This window comes from Mesorhizobium loti (assembly GCA_014189435.1).
Classification (GTDB): domain Bacteria; phylum Pseudomonadota; class Alphaproteobacteria; order Rhizobiales; family Rhizobiaceae; genus Mesorhizobium; species Mesorhizobium loti_G.
In genome coordinates, this window is record CP050293.1 from 2,952,111 (window position 1) to 2,977,459 (window position 25,349).

The following is a 25,349-nucleotide window of genomic DNA, read 5'->3' on the forward strand; positions in this document are numbered from 1 at the left end:
GCGTTCCGATGGACCGTGAGAGCTACGGCGCGAAGATCGACCAGTTCATCATCCTGGCCAGTTTTTCCAGCGCGATCGAACCCAGCTTGGAATTGCCGTTGGCATTGAGACCGGGCGACCAGACGGCAAGCGACGCCACGCCCGGCACGATACCCAATATGCCGCCGCCAACGCCGCTCTTGCCGGGGATGCCGACGCGGAAGGCGAAATCGCCGGAACCGTCATAGTGGCCGCAGGTCAGCATCATGGCGCCGATGCGGCGTGCCCGCTCGGCCGACACCACGCTATGCCCGGTCGCCGGGTTCTTGCCGCCATTGGCGAGGAAGCGACCGGCGAGCGCCAGTTGCCGGCAGCTCATGGCGATGGCGCAGTGGTGGAAATAGACGCCCAGCGCCAGCTCCGGCGCATGGTGAAGATTGCCGAAGGATTTCATGTAGTTGGCAAGCGCAAAGTTGCGATAGCCGGTGGCCCGTTCAGACGCCGCGACCTCGCGGTCGATGATGATGGTCTCGTCGTCGGCCAGGAACTGGATGAAGCGCAGGATTTCGCCGATCGCTTCGCGCGGCTGGTGGCCGGCAAGCAGGATGTCGGAAATGACGATGGCGCCGGCATTGATGAACGGATTGCGCGGAATGCCGTTCTCGTGCTCGAGCTGCACGATCGAGTTGAACGGATTGCCTGACGGTTCGCGCCCAACCCGCTGCCACAGCGCGTCGCCGACATTGCCGAGCGCCAGCGTCAGCGTGAACACCTTCGAGATACTCTGGATCGAAAAGGCCTGATCGGCATCGCCTGCTGTCAGCACGCGGCCGTCATTGGTGACGGCGGCAATACCGAACTTCTTCGGATCGACCTTGCCCAGCTGCGGAATGTAGGAAGCGACGTCACCGCGATCGGTGCGATCGGCCATTTCGGCTGCGACTTCGGCCAATGCCTGATCAAGTTTGAGGGCCTGTTCGAGTTCCGGCATGGCGCTACCTCAACCAGCGTTCGATGCGCGCCATCGCCTCGACCATGTCGTCGTGGCTGCCGGCGTAGGAGAAGCGCATGGTCCGATGCCCCGCCTGGGTATCGAAGTCGCGGCCGGGTGTCGCCGCCACATGCGCCTCAGCCAGCATCTTGCGTGCGAAGGCCATGCTGTCGTTGGTATGCCTGGTGACATCGCAGAAGGCATAGAAGGCGCCGTCCATGGGCGCTGCCAACGGAAAGCCGAGTTCCGGCAGGCGTTTCATCAGGAGTTCCCGGTTCCAGGCGTAACGGCCTTTCACCGCCTCGAGCTCGTCAGTCGCCCTGAACGCCTCGATCGCGGCAATCTGCGACAGTTCCGGCGGCGAGATGTAGAGGCTCTGGGCGACGCGCTCGACCGGCCGCACCAAGTCTTGCGGCAACACCATCCAGCCGATGCGCCAGCCGGTCATGCAATAGTATTTCGAGAACGAGTTGATCACCGTCACGTCGCCGCCATAGGCAAGTGCGGTGGTGTCGGGGGCGGCATAGGCCAGCCGATGGTAGATCTCGTCGGAGATGACGGCGATGCCGAGTTCTTGTGCCGTCCTCACCAGGGCCGCCAGTTCATCGGCCGGAATGACCGCCCCGGTCGGATTGGCCGGACTGGCGAACAGAACACCCTTCAGCGGCTTTTCACGATGCGCGGTCTCCAGATGGCCGGCATGCAGGTAGGCGGCGTCGCCAAGCTCGATCTCGACCACGTCGATGCCGAGTGCGGCCATGATGTTGCGATAGGCGGGATAGCCGGGCGCCGCGATGGCGACGCGGTCACCCGGATCGAACATCGCCAGGAAGGCGAGATTGAAGGCGGCCGACGACCCGGTCGTCACCGCGATCCGGCCGGGCTCGATATCAAGCCCGTAGTGATCGGCGTAGTGTCCGGCGATCGCCTTGCGCAAGGCAGCGAGGCCGAGCGCGTCGGTGTAGCCGATGCGTCCGTCCTGCAGCGCCTTGGCTGCAGCCGCGCGAACCAGAACCGGCGCGGGATCGGAGGGCTGGCCGACGGCCATCGAAACAACCGGCACGCCCTGGGCTTTCAGCCGGTTTGCCTCGGCCAGAATGTCCATGGCATGGAAGGGCTCGACATTGCCACGGCGTGAGAGCGAAACGACCATTTAACCAGTATTCCCGATGACTGACGGCGCCAAGCACTGGCGCATGCGCCGCACAAATGCCCGATTGATGTGAGGATCACAAGTTGAGGAAGTTTCCGGCGCCGACTTTTCATCTTTCGCCCGCTCGTCTACCAGTGGAGCCATCATGTTGAGCCGACCCAGATCGACGATTGCCCAGGCAGCGCGCGTCTTCGCGACGCTTTCGCTTGGCGTTGCCGTTGCAATGGCGAGTTCGGTCAGCGCCTTCGCCCAGAACATGCCGGTGGTGCGCGACGCCGAGATCGAGGCGCTGGTGCGCGATTACGCGCGGCCGATCTTCAGGGCGGCGGGCCTGGCGAATGATGGCATCGACATCGTTCTGGTCAACGACCAGAGTTTCAACGCCTTTGTCACCGGGCGCCGGCTGTTCATCAACACCGGCGCGCTGATGACGGCCGAAACGCCCAACGAGATCATCGGCGTCATTGCCCACGAAGCCGGCCATATCGCCGGCGGCCACCAGCAGAAGCTGCGCGACCAACTCGAACGCGCCAAGACGATGGCCATCATCGCAACATTGCTTGGTGCGGGCGCCATCGTCGCCGGTGCGACCACCAACAGCCGCGGCCTCGCCGGCGCCGGCATGGGCGTGGCGGCTGGCGGCGGCGAGATGGCACAGCGCAGCATCCTCGCCTATCAGCGCACTGAGGAGATGACCGCCGACCGCTCGGCGATCACCTATCTCAACGCCACCGGCCAGTCCGGCATGGGCATGCTGAAGACGTTCCACCGCTTCCAGACGGCGCTGTCGCTGTCGGGCGCCCAGGTCGATCCCTACCGGATCAGCCATCCGATGCCGCAGGACCGCATCGCCAATCTCGAAGTGCTGGTGAAACAGAGCCCCAATGTCGACAGGCTGGACCCGCCCGCGCTGCAGCAGCGCCATGACATGATGCGGGTGAAGATCGCCGTCTACATGGAAGGCCAGGCCGCCGCATCGCGGCTGATGCGAAAGATGCAAGGGACCCTTGCCGCGCAATATGGCGATGCCCAGTCGACCTACCTGTTCGGCAGTATCGCCGCCGCGCTCGCCAAGACCAATGCACTGATCAAGGCACAGCCGAAGAACGCGTATTTCCAGGAACTGCGCGGTGACATCCTGATGAAGGCAAACAAGCCCAAGGATGCGGCCGACGCCTACGCCAAGGCGGTCAGCCTCGATCCGGCGCGATCCGGACTGCTGCCTGTCTCGCTTGGTCAGGCTCTGATGGCGGTCGGCACACCCGACTCGCTCAAGAAAGCCGTCGTGCAGATCAACAATGGCCTCGGGCGCGACAAGGAAAATTCGGCCGGGTATCGCTATCTGGCGCAGGCCTATGGCGAGCTGGGCGACATACCGGGCGCCGAACTCGCCACCGCCGAGGGCCACTTCTATTCCGGCAACTACAAGGATGCGAAGATTTTCGCCATGCGGGCGCAACAAGAGATGAAGCGTGGCGAGCCACGCTGGCTTCGCGCCCAGGATATCATAAACTACAAAGCATCAACCAAGATCAAGTGAACCTTCCGGTCGCGCGCTGCGACACAGCCAGACCGGAAAACAGGTAGAAGGAACAGGAACGATGAAAAAGGCACTGCTGCTGGGCACCACGGGGGTTGCGGTCGCCCTGGCCATGCTGGCTTTCGGATTCGTGGCCGGAAGCCCACAGACTGCCAGGGCTGGCACGGCGCAGCCCGTCGAGACGGCTGCGGCCGACACCAAGATCGACCGCGCCGAGGTCGAAGGCATCATCCGCGACTATCTGTTGAAGAACCCGGAAGTCCTTCTGGAGGTCCAGGATGCGCTCGAGGCGAAGCAGAAGGAAGAGCAGCGCATCGCTCATCTCGGCGTGATCAAGAATGCCAAGGATCAAATCTTCAATTCGGCCTTCGACGGCGTTGTCGGCAATCCGGACGGCAAGGTCACCATCGTCGAGTTCTACGACTACAATTGCGGCTTCTGCAAACGCGCCATCGACGACATGAAGGCGCTGACCAAGTCCGATCAAGACCTGCGCTTCGTGCTCAAGGAATTCCCCATCCTCGGACCGGATTCGCAGAAGGCGAGCGTCGTTTCGATGGCCTTCCACCTGATGCACCCGGAAAAGTACGGCGAGTTCCACAATGCGCTGCTCGGCGGCCAGGGACGCGCCACCGAGGCGGCGGCCATCAAGGTCGCGCTGTCGCTCGGCGCCGACGAAGCCGTGCTGCGCGAGAAGATGAAGGACCCGACAATCAACGAGGCTCTCGCCAAGACCTATGACCTTGCCAACAAGCTGGCCATCACCGGAACGCCGTCCTATGTGGTCGGCAACGAGGTGGTGTTCGGGGCGCTCGGGCAGGAAGTGCTGGCGGAAAAGATCGAGGCGGCGAAGGCCGCGCTTTGATCTTGCTCACCAGCATATTTCTCACGGGCACATTTCCGCCTGTTGTGGACAGTGAAAGAACGCACTTGCGCTCTTTCCGCGGGCGGCTATGCCCATTATAGAGGGCCCAGCGCGCCGGCTTGATGTCGGCGCGGGGAAAGGTCGGCTTTTTTGAAAACGGTTTTCGTCCTGAACGGTCCCAATCTCAACGCGCTCGGCAAGCGCGAGCCGGGCATCTATGGCGGCAAGACGCTTGCCGCCATCGCGGACGACTGCAAGGCGGCCGGCACGGCGCTCGGGCTCGAGATCGATTTCCGCCAGTCGAACCACGAGGGCGACCTTGTCGACTGGATCCAGGAAGCCGGCGACAAGGCTGTCGGCATCGTCATCAATCCGGGCGCCTACAGCCACACCTCGATCGCCATCCACGACGCCATCCGCGCCATCGCGCCGCTGCCCGTCGCCGAAGTTCATCTTTCCAACATCCATGCGCGGGAACCATTCCGCCACGTCTCCATGGTCGCGCCGGTCGCCGTCGGCATGATCTGTGGCTTTGGGCCGCTCGGCTACACGCTGGCATTGCAGGCGCTGGCAGCACGCCTATGACCGGCCAACAAACAGAAGGCTCGAAAATGTCGATAAAGAAGACCGGTGTTGACCAGCAGCTGATCCGCGATCTGGCGGGCATACTGAACGACACCAACCTCACCGAGATCGAGGTTGAACTGGGTGACCTGAAGGTGCGCGTATCGCGGCAGGCGCCGGCCGTTCATGCGATCGCAGCGCCGCAGCCGGCCTATGCGCCGGCAGCAGCGCAAGCTGCCGCCGTTGCCGTGCCCGTTGTGGCGGACCTTTCCAAGAATGCGGTCACCTCGCCGATGGTCGGCACCGCCTATCTGGCGCCGTCGCCGGACGCCAAGGCGTTCATCGAGGTCGGCCAGAAGGTCAAGGAAGGCCAGACACTGCTGATCATCGAAGCGATGAAGACGATGAACCAGATCCCCTCGCCGCGCGCCGGTACGGTGACGGCGATCCTGTTCGAGGATTCGCAGCCGGTCGAATATGGCATGCCGCTCGTCGTGATCGAGTAGAGCGGACCTGATGTTCCAGAAGATCCTCATCGCCAATCGCGGCGAAATCGCCCTCCGGGTCCTGCGCGCCTGCAAGGAACTCGGCATCCAGACGGTGGTGGTGCATTCGACCGCCGACGCCGACGCCATGCATGTGCGGCTCGCCGACGAGAGCGTCTGCATCGGCCCGCCGCCATCGCGCGACAGCTACCTCAACATCCATCAGATCGTCGCGGCCTGCGAAATCACCGGCGCCGACGCCGTGCATCCGGGTTACGGCTTCCTGTCGGAGAACGCCAAGTTCGCCGACATCCTGGCCGCGCACAACATCACCTTCATCGGCCCGTCCGGCGATCACATCCGCATCATGGGCGACAAGATCGAAGCCAAGCGCACCGCAAAGCGCCTCGGCATTCCGGTCGTGCCCGGTTCGGACGGCGCCGTCACCGATCAAAAGGAAGCCAGGCGCATTGCCGCCGAGATCGGCTATCCCGTGATCATCAAGGCATCGGCCGGCGGTGGCGGGCGCGGTATGAAGGTCGCGCTTACCGAGGCTGATCTTGAGATCGCCTTGCAAACGGCGAGCACGGAAGCCGGTGCGGCCTTCGGCGACGATGCCGTCTACATCGAGAAATATCTGGAAAAGCCGCGCCACATCGAGGTGCAGGTGTTCGGCGACGGCTTTGGCGGCGGCGTGCATTTCGGCGAGCGCGACTGTTCCTTGCAGCGCCGCCACCAGAAGGTCTGGGAAGAGGCGCCCTCGCCGGCCCTCAATGCCGAAGAGCGCGCCCGTATCGGCGGCATCTGCGCCAAGGCGATCGCCGATCTCGGCTATTCCGGCGCCGGCACCATCGAATTCCTCTACGAGAACGGCGAGTTCTATTTCATCGAGATGAACACGCGCCTGCAGGTCGAGCATCCGGTGACGGAAGCGATCACCGGCATCGACCTTGTGCACGAGCAGATCCGCGTCGCCTCCGGCGGCGGCCTTTCGGTGAAGCAGGAGGACATCAAGTTCAACGGCCACGCCATCGAATGCCGCATCAATGCCGAGGACCCGCGCACCTTCACCCCCTCGCCCGGCACGATCACCCATTTCCACACGCCGGGTGGTCTCGGCATCCGCGTCGATTCCGGCGTCTATTCCGGCTACAAGATCCCACCCTATTACGACAGCCTGATCGGCAAGCTGATCGTGCATGGGCGCAACCGCGTCGAGTGCATGATGCGGCTGCGCCGCGCGCTCGATGAATTCGTCGTCGACGGCATCAAGACGACGCTGCCGCTGTTTCGCGATCTCGTCGGCAATGCCGACATCGCCAATGGCGACTATGACATCCACTGGCTGGAAAAATATCTGGCCAAGGAAGAGTAGCGCGGGAACGCGATGACCCGCCCCTACGCGCCCGGCTATCGCATCCCCACCGACCTTTTGCTCAAGGCCTATGCCTCGGGCGTGTTCCCGATGGCCGAAAGCGCCGGCGACCCGGAAGTGTTCTGGGTGCGACCGGAGACGCGCGGCATCATTCCGCTCGATGGGTTCCACGCACCGAAAAGCCTCCGGAAAACGATCAAGAAGCACCCTTTCGACATTCGTTTCGATTTCGATTTCGAAGCCACCATCGACGGCTGCGCCGAAAAGCGCGCGGAGCGGAGGTCGACCTGGATCAATGCGCCGATCCGCGAAGCCTATGTCGAACTGCATCGGATAGGGCATTGTCACTCGGTCGAAGCGTGGCGCGAGGACCGGCTGGTCGGCGGTCTCTATGGCGTGTCGCTTGGCCGGGTGTTTTTCGGCGAGAGCATGTTCGCCAGGGAGACGGACGCCTCCAAGACCTGCCTCTATTATCTCGTCGAGCGCTTGAAGGCGCGCGGCTTTGCCCTGCTTGATACGCAGTTCACCACCGAGCACCTCAAACGCTTCGGCGCGGTCGACGTGCCGCGCGGCAAATATGAAAAGATGCTGGCCGACGCGCTGAAGGGCGAGGCTGTATTCTATCCCTGACGATCGAGCCCTTACTTCCCAGCAGCGGCTTCCATCGGCGTCTGCGAATGGAACATCATCTTCCAGCCGTTGACGCGATGGACGTAACCGGTGCTGACCAGTGCCGCGTAGGGTTCGCCATTCTCGCGTGTCGCATGCGCCTCGTAAGTCAGCATGACGATGTCGCTGCCCGGCTCGATAATACCCTTGAGGTCGATCTTCAGGTCCCGCCAGCGGTTGGGCTTGGTTGCGGTCTTGGCGAGATCGGCATTGTCCATTGCCTTGGCCATCTGCGGAAATGCCACCAGGCATTCGGTGTCGGCATTGGCCGCATAGTAGGCCGCGTCGCCCGTCCAGAACCCCTTTTCGAGTTCCAGTAATTCGGCCTTTCCGGCCGTGATGCGCTTGCTGTCTGACATCGGAAGATCCTCCCTGCGCACAAATGCGCTGTCGTCCATGGCCAACGCGTGGTGGCCAGGACGGTTCCGGAGGATCAGTTGGTCGTATCGGGTTCCGAAGTGTCCGGCTCTGTCACATCAGGCTCTGTCACATCCGGAGTGGCTGCAGGCTTCGGTTTGGCCGCAGCGGGCTTGGGAGCGTCGGCTTTGGTTGCGTCGGCCTTGGCGCCATCGGGCGCCGGCACATCCGACTTCTGCTTGCATTCCTTCAGCCAGACGTCATAGACGGCATGCTCGACGGCGTTGAGACCGGGGCTTTCGGCAAACATCCAGCCGGTGAAGATGCGGCGGATCTTGCGGTCGAGCGTGATCTCGTCGACCTCGACGAAGGAATCGGTTTTCGGCTCTTCGGTCTGCGGCCGCGAATAGCAGACGCGCGGCGTCACCTGCAAAGCACCGAACTGCACAGTCTCGTCGATATAGACATCGAAAGTGATGATGCGGCCGGTGATCTTGTCGATGCCGGCAAACTCGGCGATGGGATTGGTGACCCGCTCCGATCCCGCGGGGGGCGCCGGCGCCGGTGCGGCGGGTTCGGGCGAAGCGGCAAAGGCCGCGGTGCCGACGGCAAGGCTGGCGGCCAATGTCAGGCCGGCCGTCGATGTCAGGTTGAAAAAGCTCATATAGGGATACCGGTGGTTCGCGCCGGGGTGATTCTGTCGATCGCCAAGGCTAGTCGCCGTTTTCTGATCAGCAAGCAGCTAAACACCAATTGTGGCGATAAAGGACCGGCTTGCACCTTGCGCCGTTACAGGCCGGGGCCGTTACGACCCAGGTGTCCAGGCGTCATAGTCACCCGTGACCTGCGGGCGATGCTGATTGGTCAGCACCGAACCCTTCGGGCGATAAGCTGCCGGAGTGCCGGTCAGATTGGGCTGATGCGACTTCTGCCAGTCGCGCGGCTTGTAGTCTTCGCCGGACGGCGCGACGTCGACACGGTGATGGATCCAGCCGTGCCAGCCAGGCGGGATCGCGGAGGCTTCCGAATAGTTCCGGTAGATGACCCAGCGGCGCGTGCGCCCTTCCGAATCGATGCCACCCTCGTAATAGACGTTGCCAGTTTCGTCCTGTCCGACCTTCTTGCCATGCCGCCAGGTGTGCAGGCGCGTTCCCAGCGTCTGGCTGTTCCACCAGGTGAAAAACTGCGTAAGGAAAGTCTTCATCACAAAACCCTCGCGCCGGCGGCGCCCGTTTCCTGCTTATGGCGTCAGGCCTTGCCGAAGGCAAGGGTTTTGCCACGGGGAGCTTGCAAATGGCTTGCCGGAAACCCGACACAAACCCGTGATCCTTCCGGACGACAGGATGGGCGCTTGCCAAGCCTTTGCGGTCTTTCTAAAGCTCTGCGCGCCATGCGGGGTATCCAACCCGGCTGCAGGCCGAAGAGGTGACGATTGGCCACGGAATTGCCGACCACCGACATCCGCATCAGCGCTGAGGCGATTCGCCGCCGCAAGGGCGGCACGCCGATTGTCTGCCTGACCGCCTACACCTATCCCGTCGCCCGTCTGCTCGACGACCATGTCGACCTGCTTCTGGTCGGCGACAGCGTGGCCATGGTCCTGCATGGCCACAAGACGACGCTGGGCGCCTCGCTGGAGATGATGATCGCGCATGGCCAGGCGGTGATGCGCGGCTCGACCAGGGCCTGCGTCGTCGTCGACCCTGCCGGCTGGCGCCTATGAGGATTCGGCGGCACAAGCCGTTGCCTCGGCGCGGCGGGTAATCGACGAAACCGGCTGCCAGGCGGTGAAACTCGAAGGCGGCGTCGACATGATCCCGCAAATCGCGGCCATCGTCGCCACCGGCATTCCGGTCATGGGACATATTGGCCTGCTGCCGCAATCGGTGGAGAAGGAAGGCGGCTACAAGATCAAGGGTCGCACCGACGAGAATGTCGCGGCTTTGCTTCGCGATGCGCTTGCCGTCGAGAATGCCGGGGCTTTCTCGGTGGTCATCGAAGGCACGGTCGAGACGGCCGCCGCCGATATCACCCGCCGCCTCGCCATTCCAACCATCGGCATCGGCGCCAGCGGCGACTGCGACGGCCAGATCCTGGTCATCGACGACATGGTCGGGCTCACCGTCGACCGCGTGCCTAAATTCGTCAAGGAATATGCCGATCTGCGCAGCGTGATCTCGCATGCCGCCGAAAGTTATGCAGCGGAGGTGCGAAGCCGGACATTCCCCGGCCCCGGCCATGTCTTTTCGGCGACAAAGAGCAGGGACGACGTATGAACCAACCCGTCGTCGACAGCGTTGCCGCACTTCGCGCGCAAATCCACGACTGGCGGCGCGATGGCCTCCGTGTCGCCATGGTGCCGACCATGGGCGCGTTGCATGACGGGCATATCTCGCTGGTCAGGATCGCGCTCGAAAGGGCCGAGCGCTGCGTCGTGTCGATCTTCGTCAACCCGACGCAGTTCGCGCCGACCGAAGACCTCGACAAATACCCGCGCCAGCTCGCCAGCGACCTCGACAGGCTGGGCGTGGCAAAGGCCGATCTTGCCTTCACACCGACGGTTGGCGAGATGTATCCTGCCGGCTTCACCACGAAAATCTCGGTCGGCGGCCCCTCCGTCGGGCTCGAATCAGATTTTCGGCCAACCTTTTTCGACGGCGTCGCCACCGTGGTGGCAAAACTCCTCCTGCAGGCAACGCCCGACTGTGCGGTCTTTGGCGAGAAGGACTACCAGCAGCTTTGCGTCGTCAGGCAACTCTGCCGCGACCTCGACCTGCCCGTCGAGATCATCGGCGCACCGACGATACGCGACGCGCATGGTCTCGCCATGTCGTCACGCAATGCCTATCTCAGTGAGGCCGAACTGAAGATCGCTCGCCAGCTCAACGTGATATTGCGCAACACAGCAGTGGCCCTGGCGGCAGGCGCCGACCAGAGCGACGCAACCGAAGAGGCCAGCCGCGCCCTCATCGCCGCCGGCTTCCAAAAAGTCGACTATGTCGAGGCCCGCGAAAGCCTGACGCTGGCACCTTGGCGTCAGGACCGCGAAGGGCGCCTGCTGGCAGCCGCCTGGCTCGGCAAGACCAGGCTGATCGACAATGTGGAGGTTCCTTCTGACTAGCGCGGAGGGCTCGATCCTCCGCGGCGGATTGCTGCCGCGCCTACCTCTCGCTCTTTTGTCCACCGGCCCTGACGATCAGGTGTCCCGCGACGATCCCAACCACCCCGGCAAAGGCTTTCACCAATGCATCGATGAGGCGTGCGTGACGACCGGGATCAATGATCTGAAGCAGCTCCAGCATGCCGGCGGTCACAGCCACAAAGATCACGGCTTGATAGAGTCGGTTGGGGAAGCCGAGCGCCAGGGCGAAGCCCAACAGGACATAAGCCAAGGCACGCTCGACATTCGCTTCGGCGATGTGTGGCCGCATCTGGATCGGCGACAAGGTCGCGAAAATGATGATGGCGAGCAGCGCCAGCGCTGCGGTCCGGGACAGTTTGGTCATAGTCTTGCATATCCGTCGTGAGCCGGCACAGCAAATGCCGGGATGACGCATGGCCGGACCGGTGCCGCCATGCGGTGCTGCCCGCCAGTGACCTTCGTCGAACTATTCCTCGGTCGGCATATGCAGATACATCGACTGGATGCCGACCCTGCCCGGCCCGGTGAAGCGGTTGACGATGAAATTCATGTTGGCGCCGAAGAAGCCGCTCGACAGGCGGTCGACCTTGGTTTCCATCCTGACCGAGACATCCTTGAACAGCCAGCCACCCGGTTCGATGTCGATGGTTTCGCCGGCGGCGAGCGTCTTTTCGAAGACGTTGCCATAGCCGTGCAGCCAGACGATGCCGTCGCCAGAATCGCCGCGAAAACGGTCGATGAAGAAGCCGCTCTGGCCAAACAGCATCGTCGCCAGGCCGCGCACACGCTCGAAAGTGTAGTCGACATTGCCGGTGGCCGCGAGAAACTGGTGCTCGCGCACCTGGATCTCCTCGCCGTGCCTCAGATGGATCGGCACGATGTGGCCCGGCCCATCGCGGCTGAAGGCAATGATGCCCGCCCCCGACGCCTCGGTGACGAAGATCTGCATGCCGGCCATCATGCGCTTCAGCGCACCCTTCAGTGATTTCAGGCCGATGGTGATGGTGGAATTCTTCCACAGCAGGATGTGGTGCTCGAAATAGACCGGCATGCGCGTGACATCGACCGAAAGCACCGGCACCAGCTCGCCCGCTATGTGATAGGTAACGCCGCCAAAGGTCTCGTCCGACACCTGTGTCGGCATCAATTCCGGCAAGCTTGGCATGAACATCCCCCTCGGCCGTCGCGTCCCTTGCATGCGGTCGCGGGCTCAGGCAGCGTTGATACGGCTGCAGGGAGCGGTCAAATCAAAAACGCGAGACAATTGCTGGCCGGGGGCTGTCTATCCGAGCGGCTTCTCGAAACTCAGCGTCGTCGGCTTTGAGGTTTCATGGGACTTCGCGGCAGCGCTGACGGGCAAAAACCCTTTCGATCGGTAGAAAGCAATGGCGGCGCCATTGGCCTCCTCGACCTCGATGCGCAGCGTTCGCGCTTCCGGGAAACTGGTTTCGACCTCGTCGAGCAGTGCTTGCCCGATCCCTCGCCTTTGGCAGTCCGGATGGACGTAGAGCTGGTTCAGCAGGATGATTTTCGCATCCGCGGTTGCGGCGGCGAAAGCCATGCCGCCGATGCGCTTGCCATCATCGGCCACCAGGAATTCCGAGTTCGGCCGTGTCAGCCGTGAGCGGAGCGAGGCAATCGAGTGCCATTCATCGGTGATCTCGGTGACTTTTGCAGCGCCATAAATGGCGTCATAGGTCGCATGCCAGGTTTCCACCAGCAGCGTCCGCACAGCGGCAAGGTCGCGTTCGCCTGCGGTGCGGACGAACACGGCCCTACTCGATGCCCAGCTTGGCCTTGACGAGGTCGTTGACCGCTTGCGGGTTGGCCTTGCCGCCGGTCGCCTTCATCACCTGGCCAACGAACCAGCCGGCCATGCTCGGCTTGGCGCGCGCCTGTTCGACCTTGTCCGGGTTGGCTGCGATCACCTCGTCGACAGCCTTCTCGATGGCGCCGGTGTCGGTGACCTGCTTCATGCCACGGCTCTCGACCAGCTGGCGCGGATCGCCGCCCTCGTTCCAGACGATCTCGAACAGGTCCTTGGCGATCTTGCCGGAGATGGTGCCATCCTTGATCAGGTCGATGACCGCGCCGAGTTGATCGGGCGAAACCGGGGCGTTTTCAATGTCTTTTCCGGCCTTGTTCAGTTGCCCGAGCAGATCGTTGATGACCCAATTGGCGGCGAGCTTGCCGTCGCGGCCGGCGGCCACCTTCTCGAAATAGTCGGCGATCGGCTTTTCCGACACCAGGATCGACGCGTCGTAGGTCGACAGGCCGAGCGATGCGATCAGCCGCGCCTTCTTGTCATCGGGCAGTTCCGGCAATTCCTTGGCCAGCGCATCGACATAGGCCTGGTCGAATTCCAGCGGCAGAAGATCGGGATCGGGGAAATAGCGATAGTCGTGCGCCTCTTCCTTGGTGCGCATCGAGCGCGTCTCGCCCTTGACGGCGTCGAACAGCCGCGTTTCCTGGTCGATCTTGCCGCCATCCTCGAGGATGGCGATCTGCCGGCGCGCCTCGTAATCGATGGCCTGGCCGATGAAGCGGATCGAGTTGACGTTCTTGATCTCGCAGCGCGTGCCGAACTCGCCGCCCGGCTTGCGAACCGAGACGTTGACGTCGGCGCGCATCGAACCTTCGTCCATGTTGCCGTCGCAAGTGCCGAGATATCGCACGATGGTGCGCAGCTTGGTGACGTAGGCCTTGGCTTCGTCGGCCGAGCGCATGTCCGGCTTGGAGACAATCTCCATCAGCGCCACGCCGGAGCGGTTGAGATCGACATAGGACATGGTCGGATGCTGGTCGTGCATCGACTTGCCGGCATCCTGCTCCAGATGCAGCCGCTCGATGCCGACCTCGATGTCCTCGAATTCGCCCTGGCGGTCCGGGCCGACCGAGACGATCACCGTGCCCTCGCCGACGATCGGCTGCTTGAACTGCGATATCTGGTAGCCCTGCGGCAGGTCGGGATAAAAATAGTTTTTCCGGTCGAAGACCGATTTGTGGTTGATCTGCGCCTTCAGCCCAAGGCCGGTGCGGATCGCCTGCTTGACACATTCCTCGTTGATGACGGGCAGCATTCCCGGCATAGCCGCGTCGACCAGGCTGACATTGGCGTTGGGTGCGGCACCGAAGGCGGTCGAGGCGCCGGAAAACAGCTTTGCTTCCGAGGTGATCTGCGCATGGACCTCGAGGCCGATGATGATCTCCCAGTCGCCGGTGGCACCGGAAACAAGGCGCTTGGCGTCGAGCGTGCGGGTGTCGATGAGGGACATAGTGGCCTGCGTATTGGAACTACGGATTATGCGTTACGCATATTTTGGTGTGCAACTTCGCTAGTGCAAACCGGTCAACGAGACAAGCGCAAAGCCACGGACTGGCCTTTTCAGCTGTTTTCGCCTATAGGACGCCCATTCCAATGGAGAGTGGATGTCCACTTACGCTCAGTCCCGGTAAGGCCCTGACCTCCTAGCGAGGCAGGGCAGAAGACCTGAAACCCCGTGCCGCGAAGCTTCGCGGCGGCGGCATTTTTTGTTTTCCCGGAAACTCTCCCATGGATATTTCGCGCACTGAACAGCGCATCCTGCACCTGCTCGCGCAGGGCGGACGCATTGAAATCGAAAAGAACGAAAAGAAGCGGATCGCCTCCGTCAAATGCCTGACCCGCGACGGCTGGCACTATCCGGATGTCGATCTCGACATGTTTCGAAAGCTGAAGCGGAAGAAGGCTGTTTCTTCGTCGGGCGGCGGACCCTACCGCATCACCCGGCGCGGGCTCGAACTCGTCCGTTCCGAACTCGACAACAGGTAGAATACGGCTCCGCCGGTCGGTCCTCCGGCCGGCGGTTCCCTTCACCGCTCAGGCGGTGGCGATGTAGGCCCTGATCTCGTCGGCCTCGCGTTCGACATCCTCGATGCGGCGCTTGACCACGTCGCCGATGGATACGATGCCATCGAGCATACCGTCCTTTTCCACCGGCAGATGGCGGAAACGGCCTCGGGTCATGATTTCCATCACCTCGTTGACGGTGTGGTTTTCGTTGCAGATCTTCACCTTCGGCGTCATCGCCGAGCGCACGGCAATATCGAGCGCGGCTCCACCTTCGCGCGCGACTACCCGCACGATGTCGCGCTCCGAAAGGATGCCGACGATTTTGCGATCGCCATTGGTGATGACCAGCGCGCCGATCTTGTGCTCTGCCAGGATGCGGATGGCTTCGCTCAGCTTTTCGTTCGGCCCGAGCGTGAACACGTCATGGCCTTTTTTCTCGAGAATTGCCTTAACCGTCATGGCGTCCTCCTCTGCTTTGCCTGCCGGTTCCTGCCCTGACCGGCCTTCACATAAGAGTGAACATCGTGCGCCGTGATCGGTTGCATTTCAAGTGCGGTGGTCGGTCGTCTCCCACTCGGGCGCCTGCCATCGCCTGTCGAACCAGCGCAGGCCGAAGAAGCCCGCGACGAAGCCGCCAATATGGGCCTCCCAGGCGATCTGGCCGTCTACCCCCGGGGCAAAGCCGAGAAGGCCGGTGGCCAGGTTGATGATCATCCACATGGCGAGGAAGATGACGACACCGCGCAAGCGCAATACGAATGCGATCGGCAGCACAGGACCGGCGAAGGCAGCCTTGCCGACCGAACGGTCGGTGCGAAAACCAAAACGCGCCGCAGCCCCCATCATGCCCGAAATCGCGCCGGAAGCGCCGACCAGCGGCGCTTCTCCGTAAGGATGCATCGCCCAGAAAAGCGCGACCGAAGCCAACCCCGTTACGGCAAAGAACAGAGCGAACCAGAGCGTGCCCAGGCGATTTGCCAACGGCGAACCGAAAGCGGCGAGCCACACCATGTTGATGGCAATGTGGGCAAGGCCACCATGCATGAAGGCATAGGTGAAGGGCCGGGAAAAAAGGAACCAGTCGAAGCCGTATTGGCCGGTGTAGAGAACAGGGATGAAGGCCCCGTCATACAGCAGCGTCATCTGCTGGGTCTCGCTCAACACATACTGCTGCAGCAGATAGACGGCCACGCAGATGCCGATCACCGCCAGCACGACCGGCGGCAGATTGAACACCGGCTCGCGCCGCTGTGGCGGCGCGTCCTCGACCGGGTCGAGTTCCGAGGGAGTTACCGGTTCACTCATTTGAAATTGCACTCACTGCGGGATTAGGGGTTCGAGCATCTAGATCACCGCGGACCGAACAGCAAACCGCGAATCGCTGGGCGCGAATCAAAAAGAAGCCGTTCAAGGTTTCCCTTGAACGGCTGGTCGAGCCCCCTGCTCCCCTAAAACTCTTGACTGAAGTGCTGCCGATCGTCGCGAAACGACCGCTTCTGGAGTGGTTTTTATGTGCCACGAGGCTGGCTTCGATGCAATGTAAACCACTTGTTAACCTTAACGGCCCCGACCCGTGAACAAGTGTTAACGACGCTGGCACGCTTCCTGCTCTGCAACGCATGTAGGTCATCGGAGGGCGCCCTTCTGTTCACCGATGGGACATCAGACGACAGATCGCGCGGAGCAGCATAGCATGAACCAGAACGGATCGATCACGCTGTTCCAATATTGGAACCGCCTGCGTGACGGACGCCCTGCCCCGAAGCGTTCGGAGGTCGAGCCGGCCGACATCAAGTCGCTGCTGGCCGACACCTTTATCCTGGAACGGGACACGCGCGGGCAAGCCGTATTCCGGCTCGCCGGCACAAGGCTTTGCGCCTGCTATGGCCGCGAGCTCAAGGGTTTTTCCTTTCCGTCGCTGTGGCGCGAGAAGGATCAGCGGCTCGTTTCGCGGCTGATCCATGGCGTCTTCGACCAGAAGTCGGTCGTGCTCATCAGCTATGAGGGCTTCAGCCGAAACGGACGCTCCAACAAATTCGAGCTGCTTGCCTTGCCGCTTGACGGCGGCGTCGAAAATCCGCGCTGCCTGGGCGTCATCAGCGCCGTGGAGAAGCCCTTCTGGCTTGGCGCCGATCCGATCACCGACGCATTGATCGATTCGATCCGCGTCATCGATCCGGAGAAGGAGCTGCTGAACAACCGCCCGGCGATCGATGTTCCCTCGCTCGTTCCCGATGAACTCGGGGCACCCGAGACGATCTCGGCGCTCGGCCGGGCCCGCCGCATCCGCCATCTCGTCGTCTTCGATGGCGGGCGCGAGGAATAGTCCGCAATTCCGCGGCTTGGTGCACAAAACAAACGCGCTGAAGCGCCCGCTTTTCCCCTTTGTTAACCCGCTTTGTTGTACTTCTGCGATGAAGTTCCTCGCATCGATGCGTGGGATGCCAAACGGGGTGTAGGCAGTCATGAGGTCAGCGGCGGTCGACTACGCACCGTCCCAAGCTGAAAGGCGTAACTTTCAGCGCGTCCGGGTCAAGATTTACGGGCGCTTCATGCTGGAAGACCGCACAGAGCACCCCTGCCAGGTCGTCGACATGTCGCCGGGCAATGTCGCGTTTCGCACCGACCGCATCGGCATGCCAGGCGAAAAGATTATCGCCTACATCGATCATATCGGCCGCATCGAAGGTGTCGTCACGCGCACCTTGCAGGACGGTTTCGCGATGACCGTCATCGCGTCGGATCGCAAGAAGGACAAGCTTGCCGCGCAATTGACCTGGCTTGCGAACAAGCACGAACTCGACCTGCCGGAGGACCGCCGCCATGAGCGCGTCGCGCCACGCAATCCGACCAGCGTGCTGCAGCTCGCCGATGGGCGTCAGTATCAGTGCCGCATCATCGACCTGTCGCTTTCCGGCGCGGCCGTCGAGATCGACGTCAAGCCGGCGATCGGCGTCCAGGTCATGCTCGGCACCATGCGCGGGCAGGTCGTGCGCCATTTCGAGGACGGCGTCGCCATCGAATTCGCCGTCATCCAGCGCCCCGAGACACTCGATTCCGAATTCAACACGCCACGCGCCTGACAAGGCCCGGCAGCAACTTCAGAAAACCGGCCTTTGCGGCCGGTTTTTTGTTTTTATGCCCACGACCGTCGCGCCTCGGCTGCCCCGGCGAAGCCTGCGTGACATCAATGCATGAAAGTCGAGACTTCAAAATCCCAAACGATTTAATACTCAAATGATTCAAATTTTATGTTTATTCTACTGGCGTTTTACTCAAAATCTACTTCGCGCTTTTGCGTCAAATAAATCCACATGTGGCAATGTCTCCTTCGAACGGGGAGACTACAACAATGAAGAAAACGAGGGGCAAGCTGTTGCTGGCGGCAATGGCGATGCAGCTTTCCGCTTGGGGATCAGCATATGCCGCGGGACCGGCCTATATGCACACCGGCGGACGCACCACGCAGCCTGTTGGCCATTATGAATTCTGCCAGCGCATTCCCGGCGAATGCAGCGAACGGACCCCGAAGGGCGCGCCGGTCGAACTGACCCGTAAACTGTGGGCGACGATCGTCAACATCAACAATTCGGTCAATACCCGCATCAAGCCGCGCACCGACATGGAAAACTACGGTGTCGAGGAATACTGGGCCTATCCCGACAATGGCTATGGCGATTGCGAGGATTACGCGCTGGAGAAGCGCCGCGAATTGATGGATGCGGGCGTGCCCGCCGGCAACCTGCTGATGACGGTCGCACGCCAGCCGAATGGCGACGGCCACGCGGTGCTGACCGTGCGCACCAGCCTGGGCGAATTCATCCTCGACAATCTGGAGACCAAGGTCATGTCCTGGACGGACACCGACTACACCTATCTCAAGCGCCAGTCGGACCAGAATTCCGGCGTTTGGGTGACGATCAACGACGGCCGCTCCGACGCGGTCGCCAGCGTCCGCTAAAACAGAGATCAAGCGCGTCGCATGAGTGCGAGGCGCTTCAGGAGAAACCCGGTCGAGTCCCCACCCTCCCCGTCCCCAACGACCGGGTCAAAGGAGCCGGCCCCGTCCCCGGGCCGGCTCCGCCATTTCTGGCGGAGGCTCGAAAACCGATCAGGTTCCGAGATATCCACATTGCAAAGGCCAGCTATTGCGGCGCCGCGGGCTTGTCCACGAGCTTCTCAACCAGTCGCCTGAGCTCCGAAGGTGTCGTGTGACCGCCGACGATCTCATGGTAACTGATGCCAGCACGTCGCAGGGCTTCCTTTTTCACCGCATCACGTGCTGCTGCTGCGCCCTGGTGATGCGCATGGCCTTGGTATTCATGTCCGCGGTGATACCATCAAGCCGCATTGGCCCTGCGAGGCGCCGCTAACTGGTTCGACCCGGTCGCGAATGACCCGCAACGGACCTCACCCCTTAGGCCAACTGGTGACGTTCATATCCTGTCCGCGTTCCTCCTGTGATATTAATGACGCAGTCGGCCAAATATGGCGCGCGCTTTGTCGGATGACCGATATTGGTCGGACTCCGCGATGTTCCTCCGCTAAACCTGATACTGCAGAGCCCCGCTCAACGGGTCCATGCGCGACCGGCGCCACAAAGGCGCAACGAAATTTCAAGTGTCGCTATCTGGGCTGCGGGGGGATTTGGCTTGTCTTATTTTGTAGCGTCTGAAGGCGCGCTGGAAACCGGTGCGGCCGTTGTTGCGCGCAAGCGATCGAATAGCCGCTTTGCGGCGCTGACCTTGACCGCGTTGTTCCGTCGCCTGCTGGGCACCAGCTCCATGGTGGCGCTCGGACTGGTCCTGGCGACATCGACGCCATCGCGCGCCACCGACTGGACCGGCGCTACCTCAACCGACTGGTTCACCGCCACCAACTGGTCGTCCGGCGTTCCAACCGCTACGGACGCGTATATCGACACGGTCGCGCCCAATGCCACGGTGGTCGGAGCGACCGGCGCGCAAGCGTACGGTGTGGTTGTCGGCGATTCCGGCACCGGCGCGCTGACGATCCAGAACGGCGGCGACCTGAGCGGTCTCACCGGCTATCTCGGTCTTAATGCCAGCTCGACCGGTACCGTGACGGTTGATGGCGCCGGCTCGTCCTGGACCAATTCCGGCGACCTCTACGTCGGCTATGGCGGCACCGGCACGCTGGCGATCCAGAACAGCGGCAAGGTGAGCAACGTCACCGGCATCCTCGGCCTCAATGCCGGCTCGACCGGCACCGCGACGGTTGATGGCGCCGGCTCGTCCTGGACCAGTTCCAGCGGCCTCTATGTCGGCTATGGCGGCACCGGCACGCTGACGATCCAGAACGGCGGCAAGGTGAGCGCCACCACCGGCGATCTCGGCGTCAATGCGGGCTCGACCGGCACACTGACGATCCAGAGCGGCGGCACGGTGAGCACCACCGCCGGCAATCTAGGCGTCGATGCGGGCTCGACCGGCACCGCGACGGTTGATGGCGCGGGCTCGACCTGGACCAATTCCGGCGACCTCGCTGTCGGCAATGGCGGCACCGGCACGCTGACGATCCAGAACGGCGGCGCGGTGAGCGCCACCAACGGCTATCTCGGCCTCAATGCCGGCTCGACCGGCACCGCGACGGTTGATGGCGCGGGCTCGACCTGGACCAATTCCGGCGACCTCGCTGTTGGCTATGGCGGCACCGGCACGCTGACGATCCAGAACAGCGGCAAGGTGAGCGCCACCACCGGCTATCTCGGCATCAATGCGGGCTCGACCGGCACACTGACGATCCAGAGCGGCGGCAAGGTGAGCACCACCGCCGGCAATCTCGGCGTCGATGCGGGCTCGACCGGCACCGCGACGATTGATGGCGCGGGCTCGACCTGGACCAATTCCGGCGACCTCGCTGTCGGAAATGGCGGCACCGGCACGCTGACGATCCAGAACGGCGGCGCGGTGAGCACCACCAACGGCTATCTCGGCCTCAATGCCGGCTCGACCGGCACCGCGACGGTTGGTGACGCCGGCTCGACCTGGACCAACTCCGGCGACCTCGTTGTCGGCTATGGCGGCACCGGCACGCTGACGATCCAGAACGGCGGCAAGGTGAGCGCCACCACCGGCAATCTCGGCTACAACGTCGGCTCGACCGGCACCGTGACGGTTGACGGCGCCGGCTCGTCCTGGACCAATTCCGGCGACCTCGCTGTCGGCAATGGCGGCACTGGCACGCTGACAATCCAGAACAGCGGCAAGGTGAGCAATTCCGGCCTCGGCTTCCTCGGCTACAATTCAGGCTCGACCGGCACCGTGGCGGTTGATGGCGCCGGCTCGTCCTGGACGAGTTCCAACACGCTCCATGTCGGCTATAACGGCACCGGCACGCTGACGATCCAGAACGGCGGCAAGGTGAGCACCACCACCAGCCATCTCGGCGTCAATGCGGGCTCGACCGGCACGCTGACGATCCAGAGCGGCGGCAATATGAGCACCACCGGCGGCTTCCTCGGCTACAATTCAGGCTCGACCGGCACCGCGACGGTTGATGGCGCCGGCTCGTCCTGGACCAATTCCGGCGACCTCTACGTCGGAAATGGCGGCACCGGCACGCTGACGATCCAGAACGGCGGCAAGGTGAGCAACGTCACCGGCATCCTCGGCATCAATGCCGACTCGACCGGCACCGCGACGGTTGATGGCGCCGGCTCGTCCTGGACCAATTCCGGCGACCTCGGTGTCGGCACTAGCGGCACCGGCACGCTGACGATTAAGAACGGCGGCAAGGCGAGCAACGTCGGCAACGGCCTCCTCGCCTACAATTCAGGCTCGACCGGCACCGTGGCGGTTGATGGCGCCGGCTCGTCCTGGACCAATTCCGGCTCCCTTTATGTCGGCAGGGGCGGCACCGGCACGCTGACGATCCAGAACGGCGGCAAGGTGAGCGCCACCAACGGCTATCTCGGCGCCAATGCCGGCTCGACTGGCACCGTGACGGTTGTTGGTGCCGGCTCTGCCTGGACCAATTCCGGCTCCCTTTATGTCGGCAATCGCGGCGCCGGCACGCTGACGATCCAGAACGGCGGCAAGGTGAGCAACCTCGGCAACGGCTTCCTCGGCTACAAGGTCGGCTCGACCGGCACCGTGACGGTTGATGGCGTCGGTTCGTCGTGGATCAATTCCGGCGACCTCTATGTCGGCGATTCCGGCACCGGTACGCTGACGATCCAGAACGGCGGCAAGGTGAGCAACGCCGGCATCGGCTGGATCGGCACCGATGTCGGCTCGACCGGCACGGCGACGGTTGATGGCGCCGGCTCGGTCTGGAATTCCGCCGGGCTCGTTGTTGCCAGTGGCGGCACCGGCACGCTGACGATCCAGAACGGCGGCAAGGTGAGCAACGCCGGCATCGGCTGGATCGGCACCGATGTCGGCTCGACCGGCACGGCGACGGTTGATGGCGCCGGCTCGGTCTGGAATTCCGCCGGGCTCGTTGTTGCCAGTGGCGGCACCGGCACGCTGACGATCCAGAACGGCGGCAAGGTGAGCAGCGTCAGCAGCTGGATCGGCTTGGTTCCCGGCTCGACCGGCACCGTGACGGTTGATGGCACCGGCTCGGCCTGGACCAATTCCGACACGCTCGTCGTCGGCCAATACGGCACCGGCATGCTGACGATCGCCAATGGCGGCACCGTCTCGGCAGGTTCGGGCATGCAGATCGCCGCTTTTGCCGGCTCGACCGGCACGCTCAATATCGGCGCCGCCTCCGGTCAGGCGGCGGCCGCGCCGGGCACGCTGACCACGCCCTCGGTCGCGTTCGGGGCAGGCACCGGCCGCATCGTCTTCAACCACACCGCCTCGAACTACGACTTCGCCCCGATTATCTCCGGCGCGGGGTCGGTGACGGTAGAGAACGGCACCACCATCCTGACCGCAACCAGCACCTATAGCGGGGCGACCGTGGTCAATGGCGGCACGCTGGCGGTCAACGGTTCCATCGCCAATTCGGCGGTGACGGTCAATGCCGGTGGCACGCTCGGCGGCAACGGCACCGTCGGCAATACCACCATCAACGCCGGCGGCGTGCTCGCGCCCGGCAATTCGATCGGCACGCTGACGGTCGGCGGCAATCTGGCGTTCGGCGCCGGCGGCGTCTACCGCGTAGAGGTCTCGCCATCGGCCGCCGACCGCACCAACGTCACGGGCATCGCGAGCCTGACCGGCGGCACCGTGCAGACCACGTTCCTGCCCGGAACCTATGTCGGCAAAAGCTACACCATCCTGTCGGCGGCCGACGGCCTCGGCGGCACCACCTTCAGCGGCGTGAGCGGCGGTTTGCCCGGTTTCAACGTCGGCCTGAGCTACACGCCGTCCGATGTGTTGCTGAACCTCACGGCCTCGCTCGGCGCCGGCACCTCGCTGCCGGGCAATCCGCAGGCCGTCGCATCCACGCTCAACAACTTCTTCAACAATGGCGGCGCGCTGCCGCCAGGCTTCGTCAGTCTGTTCGGATTGAGCGGAGGCAATCTCTCAGCCGCGCTGTCGCAAACCTCCGGCGAGACCGCGACCGGCTCGCAGCAGACGACCTTCAACGCGATGAACCTGTTCTTGGGATTGCTGACCGATCCCTTCATCGACGGTCGCGGCGATCCGGTTTCAGCGGGATCATCGGCGGGCGCATCGGCCTACGCCTCGACGGAGGAGCCGCGCTCCAGTGCGGCGCGGGACGCCAATGCGATGTTCGCCAAGGCGCCCGTGATGGCCGATCCGCTCGCGCAGCGCTGGGGCGTGTGGGCGGCAGGCTATGGCGGCTCGCAGACCACGGACGGCAACACGACACTCGGCTCCAACGACACGACCAGCCGCATCGCAGGCATCGCGGTCGGCGCCGATTACCGTATCTCGCCGAATACGCTGGCAGGCTTTGCGCTGGCCGGCGGTGGTACGAACTTCAGCGTCGCCAATGGCGGCTCTGGCCGATCTGATATGTTCCAGGCCGGCGCCTTCATCCGGCACGATGCTGGTGCCGCGTATTTCTCCGGCGCGCTGGCCTATGGCTGGCAGGACATCACAACCAACCGCACCGTGACGGTGGCCGGCATCGACCAGTTGCGCGCGCAGTTCAACGCCAATGCCTTCTCGGGCCGCGTCGAAGGCGGCTATCGCTTTGTTAGCCCGTGGATGGGCGGCATCGGCATCACGCCCTACGCAGCAGGACAGTTCACGACCTTCGACCTGCCTGCCTATGCCGAGCAGGCGGCAACCGGCGTCAACACCTTTGCGCTGACCTACGCATCAAAGAGTGTCACTGATACGCGCAGTGAACTCGGCCTTCGCGGCGACAAATCATATGCGATGCCGGACGGAATCTTCACGCTGCGGGGGCGCCTGGCATGGGCGCATGATTTCAACCCCGACCGCAATATCGGTGCGACGTTCCAGACATTGCCGGGCGCATCCTTTGTCGTTGGCGGCGCCGCGCAGGCCAGCGACTCCGCGCTCGTCACCGTCTCTGCCGAAAAGAAATGGCTGAACGGCTGGTCCGCCGCTGCCACCTTCGAGGGCGAGTTCTCCGACGTCACCACCAGCTATGCCGGCAAGGGCATGGCGCGGTATTCCTGGTGAGTTGACGACTTCCGGTTTTGGCCCATCGCATCATTTCGCTGTGCTGCGGATGGGTCGCTATCGGAGCATAGCGGACTCTGGCAAGCTGACTGACCGGCAGACTATGGGTTCACCGCCTGGACGCATCGGACGACCGCCTTCCCAAGCGCAGGGGATCGGGGCACTATAGGCCGTCAGTTTCGCCTTCTGGATCACCGCGATGTTGGAAATCCCGGAAGATCGGTGCGAACGTCATCGCCTGTTCAAGGCGATCGACGATGCTTTCAAGGCCGGTGACTTCGATGGCCTTGGCAAAGCGCTAGGCGGCTCTTCCCGCTGGTTCGACGAGCGCATGCCGTTTGAGCTCGGCCTTGGGCATCCGCTGGAATATGCGATCTATTGGAGCCCGGTCGGCTTCATTTCGACCCTGCTGGATGCCGGCTCGGATCCGAACTATCAGGACCATGGCGGGTTTCCGTCGATCATTGCGGCGCTGTCCACCGACCGGGCCGACAGGCTGGACATCGTGCGGATATTGATCGACGGCGGTGCCGACCCCAACATGCGGGGCGTGAACGATTGGACGCCGCTTCACTATTCGGTGGTCATCCGCAGTGTCGATGCGATCCGCCTGCTTTTGGCGGCGGGCGCCGACCCGGCGCTCGAAACCCGCATCGATGACTACAGGACAGCCACCGAGGAAGCCGAGCTTGCCGGCTTTGAAGCCGGTGCTTCATTGCTGCGCGATGCGATGGCCAAGCGCGGCTCTAACGGACAATGAGTGGGCCCGCGATGAAACCGCCGGCGACAGGGATCGGCCAA

General features: G+C 63.1%; 24 protein-coding genes and 2 pseudogenes. 14 read left to right on the forward strand and 12 right to left on the reverse strand.

The features are described 5' to 3' along the window. Positions 1-22: 22 nt before the first annotated feature. Positions 23-970 carry a glutaminase gene (locus HB777_14425; protein QND64961.1) on the reverse strand — a complete coding sequence of 316 codons (948 nt, stop codon included), beginning with the start codon at positions 968-970 and terminating at the stop codon, positions 23-25. A 4-nt stretch (positions 971-974) separates the two neighbouring features. Continuing rightward, positions 975-2,123: an aminotransferase class I/II-fold pyridoxal phosphate-dependent enzyme gene (locus HB777_14430; GenBank protein QND64962.1), complete on the reverse strand. Its 1,149-nt coding sequence runs from the start codon at positions 2,121-2,123 to the stop codon at positions 975-977. Between the two features lie 142 nt (positions 2,124-2,265). Here HB777_14430 and HB777_14435 point away from each other — a divergent pair, with 142 nt between their 5' ends. The 6 genes from HB777_14435 to HB777_14460 all read left to right on the forward strand — a co-directional run bounded on the left by HB777_14435 (position 2,266) and on the right by HB777_14460 (position 7,582). Continuing rightward, complete coding sequence (locus HB777_14435) at positions 2,266-3,663, forward strand: M48 family metallopeptidase (protein ID QND68776.1); 1,398 nt, start codon at positions 2,266-2,268, stop codon at positions 3,661-3,663. A 61-nt stretch (positions 3,664-3,724) separates the two neighbouring features. After that, positions 3,725-4,528: a DsbA family protein gene (locus tag HB777_14440; GenBank protein QND64963.1), complete on the forward strand. Its 804-nt coding sequence runs from the start codon at positions 3,725-3,727 to the stop codon at positions 4,526-4,528. 150 nt (positions 4,529-4,678) lie between these two features. Next, a complete protein-coding gene (gene aroQ, locus HB777_14445; GenBank protein ID QND64964.1) occupies positions 4,679-5,113 on the forward strand; it encodes a type II 3-dehydroquinate dehydratase in 435 nt (144 codons plus the stop codon). Between the two features lie 26 nt (positions 5,114-5,139). Continuing rightward, positions 5,140-5,598: an acetyl-CoA carboxylase biotin carboxyl carrier protein gene (locus tag HB777_14450; protein ID QND64965.1), complete on the forward strand. Its 459-nt coding sequence runs from the start codon at positions 5,140-5,142 to the stop codon at positions 5,596-5,598. A 10-nt stretch (positions 5,599-5,608) separates the two neighbouring features. Then, complete coding sequence (gene accC / locus HB777_14455) at positions 5,609-6,952, forward strand: acetyl-CoA carboxylase biotin carboxylase subunit (protein ID QND64966.1); 1,344 nt, start codon at positions 5,609-5,611, stop codon at positions 6,950-6,952. A gap of 12 nt (positions 6,953-6,964) precedes the next feature. Beyond that, positions 6,965-7,582, forward strand: coding sequence for a leucyl/phenylalanyl-tRNA--protein transferase (locus HB777_14460; protein ID QND64967.1), 618 nt, complete (start codon positions 6,965-6,967; stop codon positions 7,580-7,582). Positions 7,583-7,593: 11 nt separating this feature from the next. On the opposite strand, the gene HB777_14465 is transcribed toward HB777_14460, so the two are convergent. The 3 genes from HB777_14465 to HB777_14475 all read right to left on the reverse strand — a co-directional run bounded on the left by HB777_14465 (position 7,594) and on the right by HB777_14475 (position 9,182). Then, the gene (locus tag HB777_14465; protein QND64968.1) at positions 7,594-7,980 is read right to left on the reverse strand and encodes a hypothetical protein; all 387 of its coding nucleotides are present in this window, start codon (positions 7,978-7,980) and stop codon (positions 7,594-7,596) included. A 74-nt stretch (positions 7,981-8,054) separates the two neighbouring features. Then, positions 8,055-8,642: a DUF2155 domain-containing protein gene (locus HB777_14470; protein QND64969.1), complete on the reverse strand. Its 588-nt coding sequence runs from the start codon at positions 8,640-8,642 to the stop codon at positions 8,055-8,057. A 141-nt stretch (positions 8,643-8,783) separates the two neighbouring features. Beyond that, positions 8,784-9,182, reverse strand: a complete 399-nt coding sequence (locus HB777_14475; GenBank protein ID QND64970.1) for an NADH:ubiquinone oxidoreductase subunit NDUFA12 — start codon at positions 9,180-9,182, stop codon at positions 8,784-8,786. Between the two features lie 228 nt (positions 9,183-9,410). On the opposite strand from HB777_14475, the pseudogene panB reads away from it, so the two are divergent. Further along, positions 9,411-10,254, forward strand: a pseudogene (panB, locus tag HB777_14480) (3-methyl-2-oxobutanoate hydroxymethyltransferase). Further along, on the forward strand, positions 10,251-11,099 hold the full coding sequence (locus HB777_14485) for a pantoate--beta-alanine ligase (protein ID QND64971.1): 849 nt from the start codon (positions 10,251-10,253) through the stop codon (positions 11,097-11,099). Before panB ends, HB777_14485 begins: the two are co-directional and overlap by 4 nt. A gap of 40 nt (positions 11,100-11,139) precedes the next feature. On the opposite strand, the gene HB777_14490 is transcribed toward HB777_14485, so the two are convergent. The 4 genes from HB777_14490 to gatB all read right to left on the reverse strand — a co-directional run bounded on the left by HB777_14490 (position 11,140) and on the right by gatB (position 14,395). Continuing rightward, positions 11,140-11,484: a hypothetical protein gene (locus HB777_14490; GenBank protein ID QND64972.1), complete on the reverse strand. Its 345-nt coding sequence runs from the start codon at positions 11,482-11,484 to the stop codon at positions 11,140-11,142. A 102-nt stretch (positions 11,485-11,586) separates the two neighbouring features. Further along, positions 11,587-12,285: an AIM24 family protein gene (locus tag HB777_14495; GenBank protein QND64973.1), complete on the reverse strand. Its 699-nt coding sequence runs from the start codon at positions 12,283-12,285 to the stop codon at positions 11,587-11,589. A gap of 117 nt (positions 12,286-12,402) precedes the next feature. Further along, a complete protein-coding gene (locus HB777_14500; protein QND64974.1) occupies positions 12,403-12,891 on the reverse strand; it encodes a GNAT family N-acetyltransferase in 489 nt (162 codons plus the stop codon). Between the two features lie 4 nt (positions 12,892-12,895). Then, complete coding sequence (gatB, locus tag HB777_14505; GenBank protein QND64975.1) at positions 12,896-14,395, reverse strand: Asp-tRNA(Asn)/Glu-tRNA(Gln) amidotransferase subunit GatB; 1,500 nt, start codon at positions 14,393-14,395, stop codon at positions 12,896-12,898. A 278-nt stretch (positions 14,396-14,673) separates the two neighbouring features. On the opposite strand from gatB, the gene HB777_14510 reads away from it, so the two are divergent. Then, positions 14,674-14,931, forward strand: coding sequence for a hypothetical protein (locus HB777_14510; GenBank protein QND64976.1), 258 nt, complete (start codon positions 14,674-14,676; stop codon positions 14,929-14,931). A 48-nt stretch (positions 14,932-14,979) separates the two neighbouring features. Here the strand turns inward: HB777_14510 and HB777_14515 are convergent, their stop codons facing one another. Together HB777_14515 and HB777_14520 are read right to left on the reverse strand one after the other, a co-directional pair. Continuing rightward, positions 14,980-15,411 (reverse strand): CBS domain-containing protein, encoded by a 432-nt coding sequence (locus HB777_14515; protein ID QND64977.1) that lies wholly within the window; start codon positions 15,409-15,411, stop codon positions 14,980-14,982. Between the two features lie 87 nt (positions 15,412-15,498). Then, positions 15,499-16,257, reverse strand: a complete 759-nt coding sequence (locus HB777_14520) for a rhomboid family intramembrane serine protease (protein ID QND64978.1) — start codon at positions 16,255-16,257, stop codon at positions 15,499-15,501. A gap of 388 nt (positions 16,258-16,645) precedes the next feature. Between HB777_14520 and HB777_14525 the strand changes: the two genes are divergently transcribed. From HB777_14525 to HB777_14535, 3 genes are all read left to right on the forward strand, one after another. Next, positions 16,646-17,278, forward strand: a complete 633-nt coding sequence (locus tag HB777_14525; protein QND64979.1) for a PAS domain-containing protein — start codon at positions 16,646-16,648, stop codon at positions 17,276-17,278. 139 nt (positions 17,279-17,417) lie between these two features. Next, positions 17,418-18,035: a PilZ domain-containing protein gene (locus tag HB777_14530; GenBank protein ID QND64980.1), complete on the forward strand. Its 618-nt coding sequence runs from the start codon at positions 17,418-17,420 to the stop codon at positions 18,033-18,035. Positions 18,036-18,304: 269 nt separating this feature from the next. Then, positions 18,305-18,913, forward strand: a complete 609-nt coding sequence (locus HB777_14535; GenBank protein ID QND64981.1) for a transglutaminase-like cysteine peptidase — start codon at positions 18,305-18,307, stop codon at positions 18,911-18,913. A 184-nt stretch (positions 18,914-19,097) separates the two neighbouring features. Here the strand turns inward: HB777_14535 and HB777_14540 are convergent. Next, a pseudogene (locus tag HB777_14540) lies at positions 19,098-19,274 on the reverse strand (DUF2726 domain-containing protein). A 330-nt stretch (positions 19,275-19,604) separates the two neighbouring features. Here HB777_14540 and HB777_14545 point away from each other — a divergent pair. After that, the gene (locus HB777_14545) at positions 19,605-24,548 is read left to right on the forward strand and encodes an autotransporter outer membrane beta-barrel domain-containing protein (GenBank protein QND64982.1); all 4,944 of its coding nucleotides are present in this window, start codon (positions 19,605-19,607) and stop codon (positions 24,546-24,548) included. Positions 24,549-24,747: 199 nt separating this feature from the next. Further along, complete coding sequence (locus HB777_14550; GenBank protein QND64983.1) at positions 24,748-25,308, forward strand: ankyrin repeat domain-containing protein; 561 nt, start codon at positions 24,748-24,750, stop codon at positions 25,306-25,308. Positions 25,309-25,349: the final 41 nt, after the last annotated feature.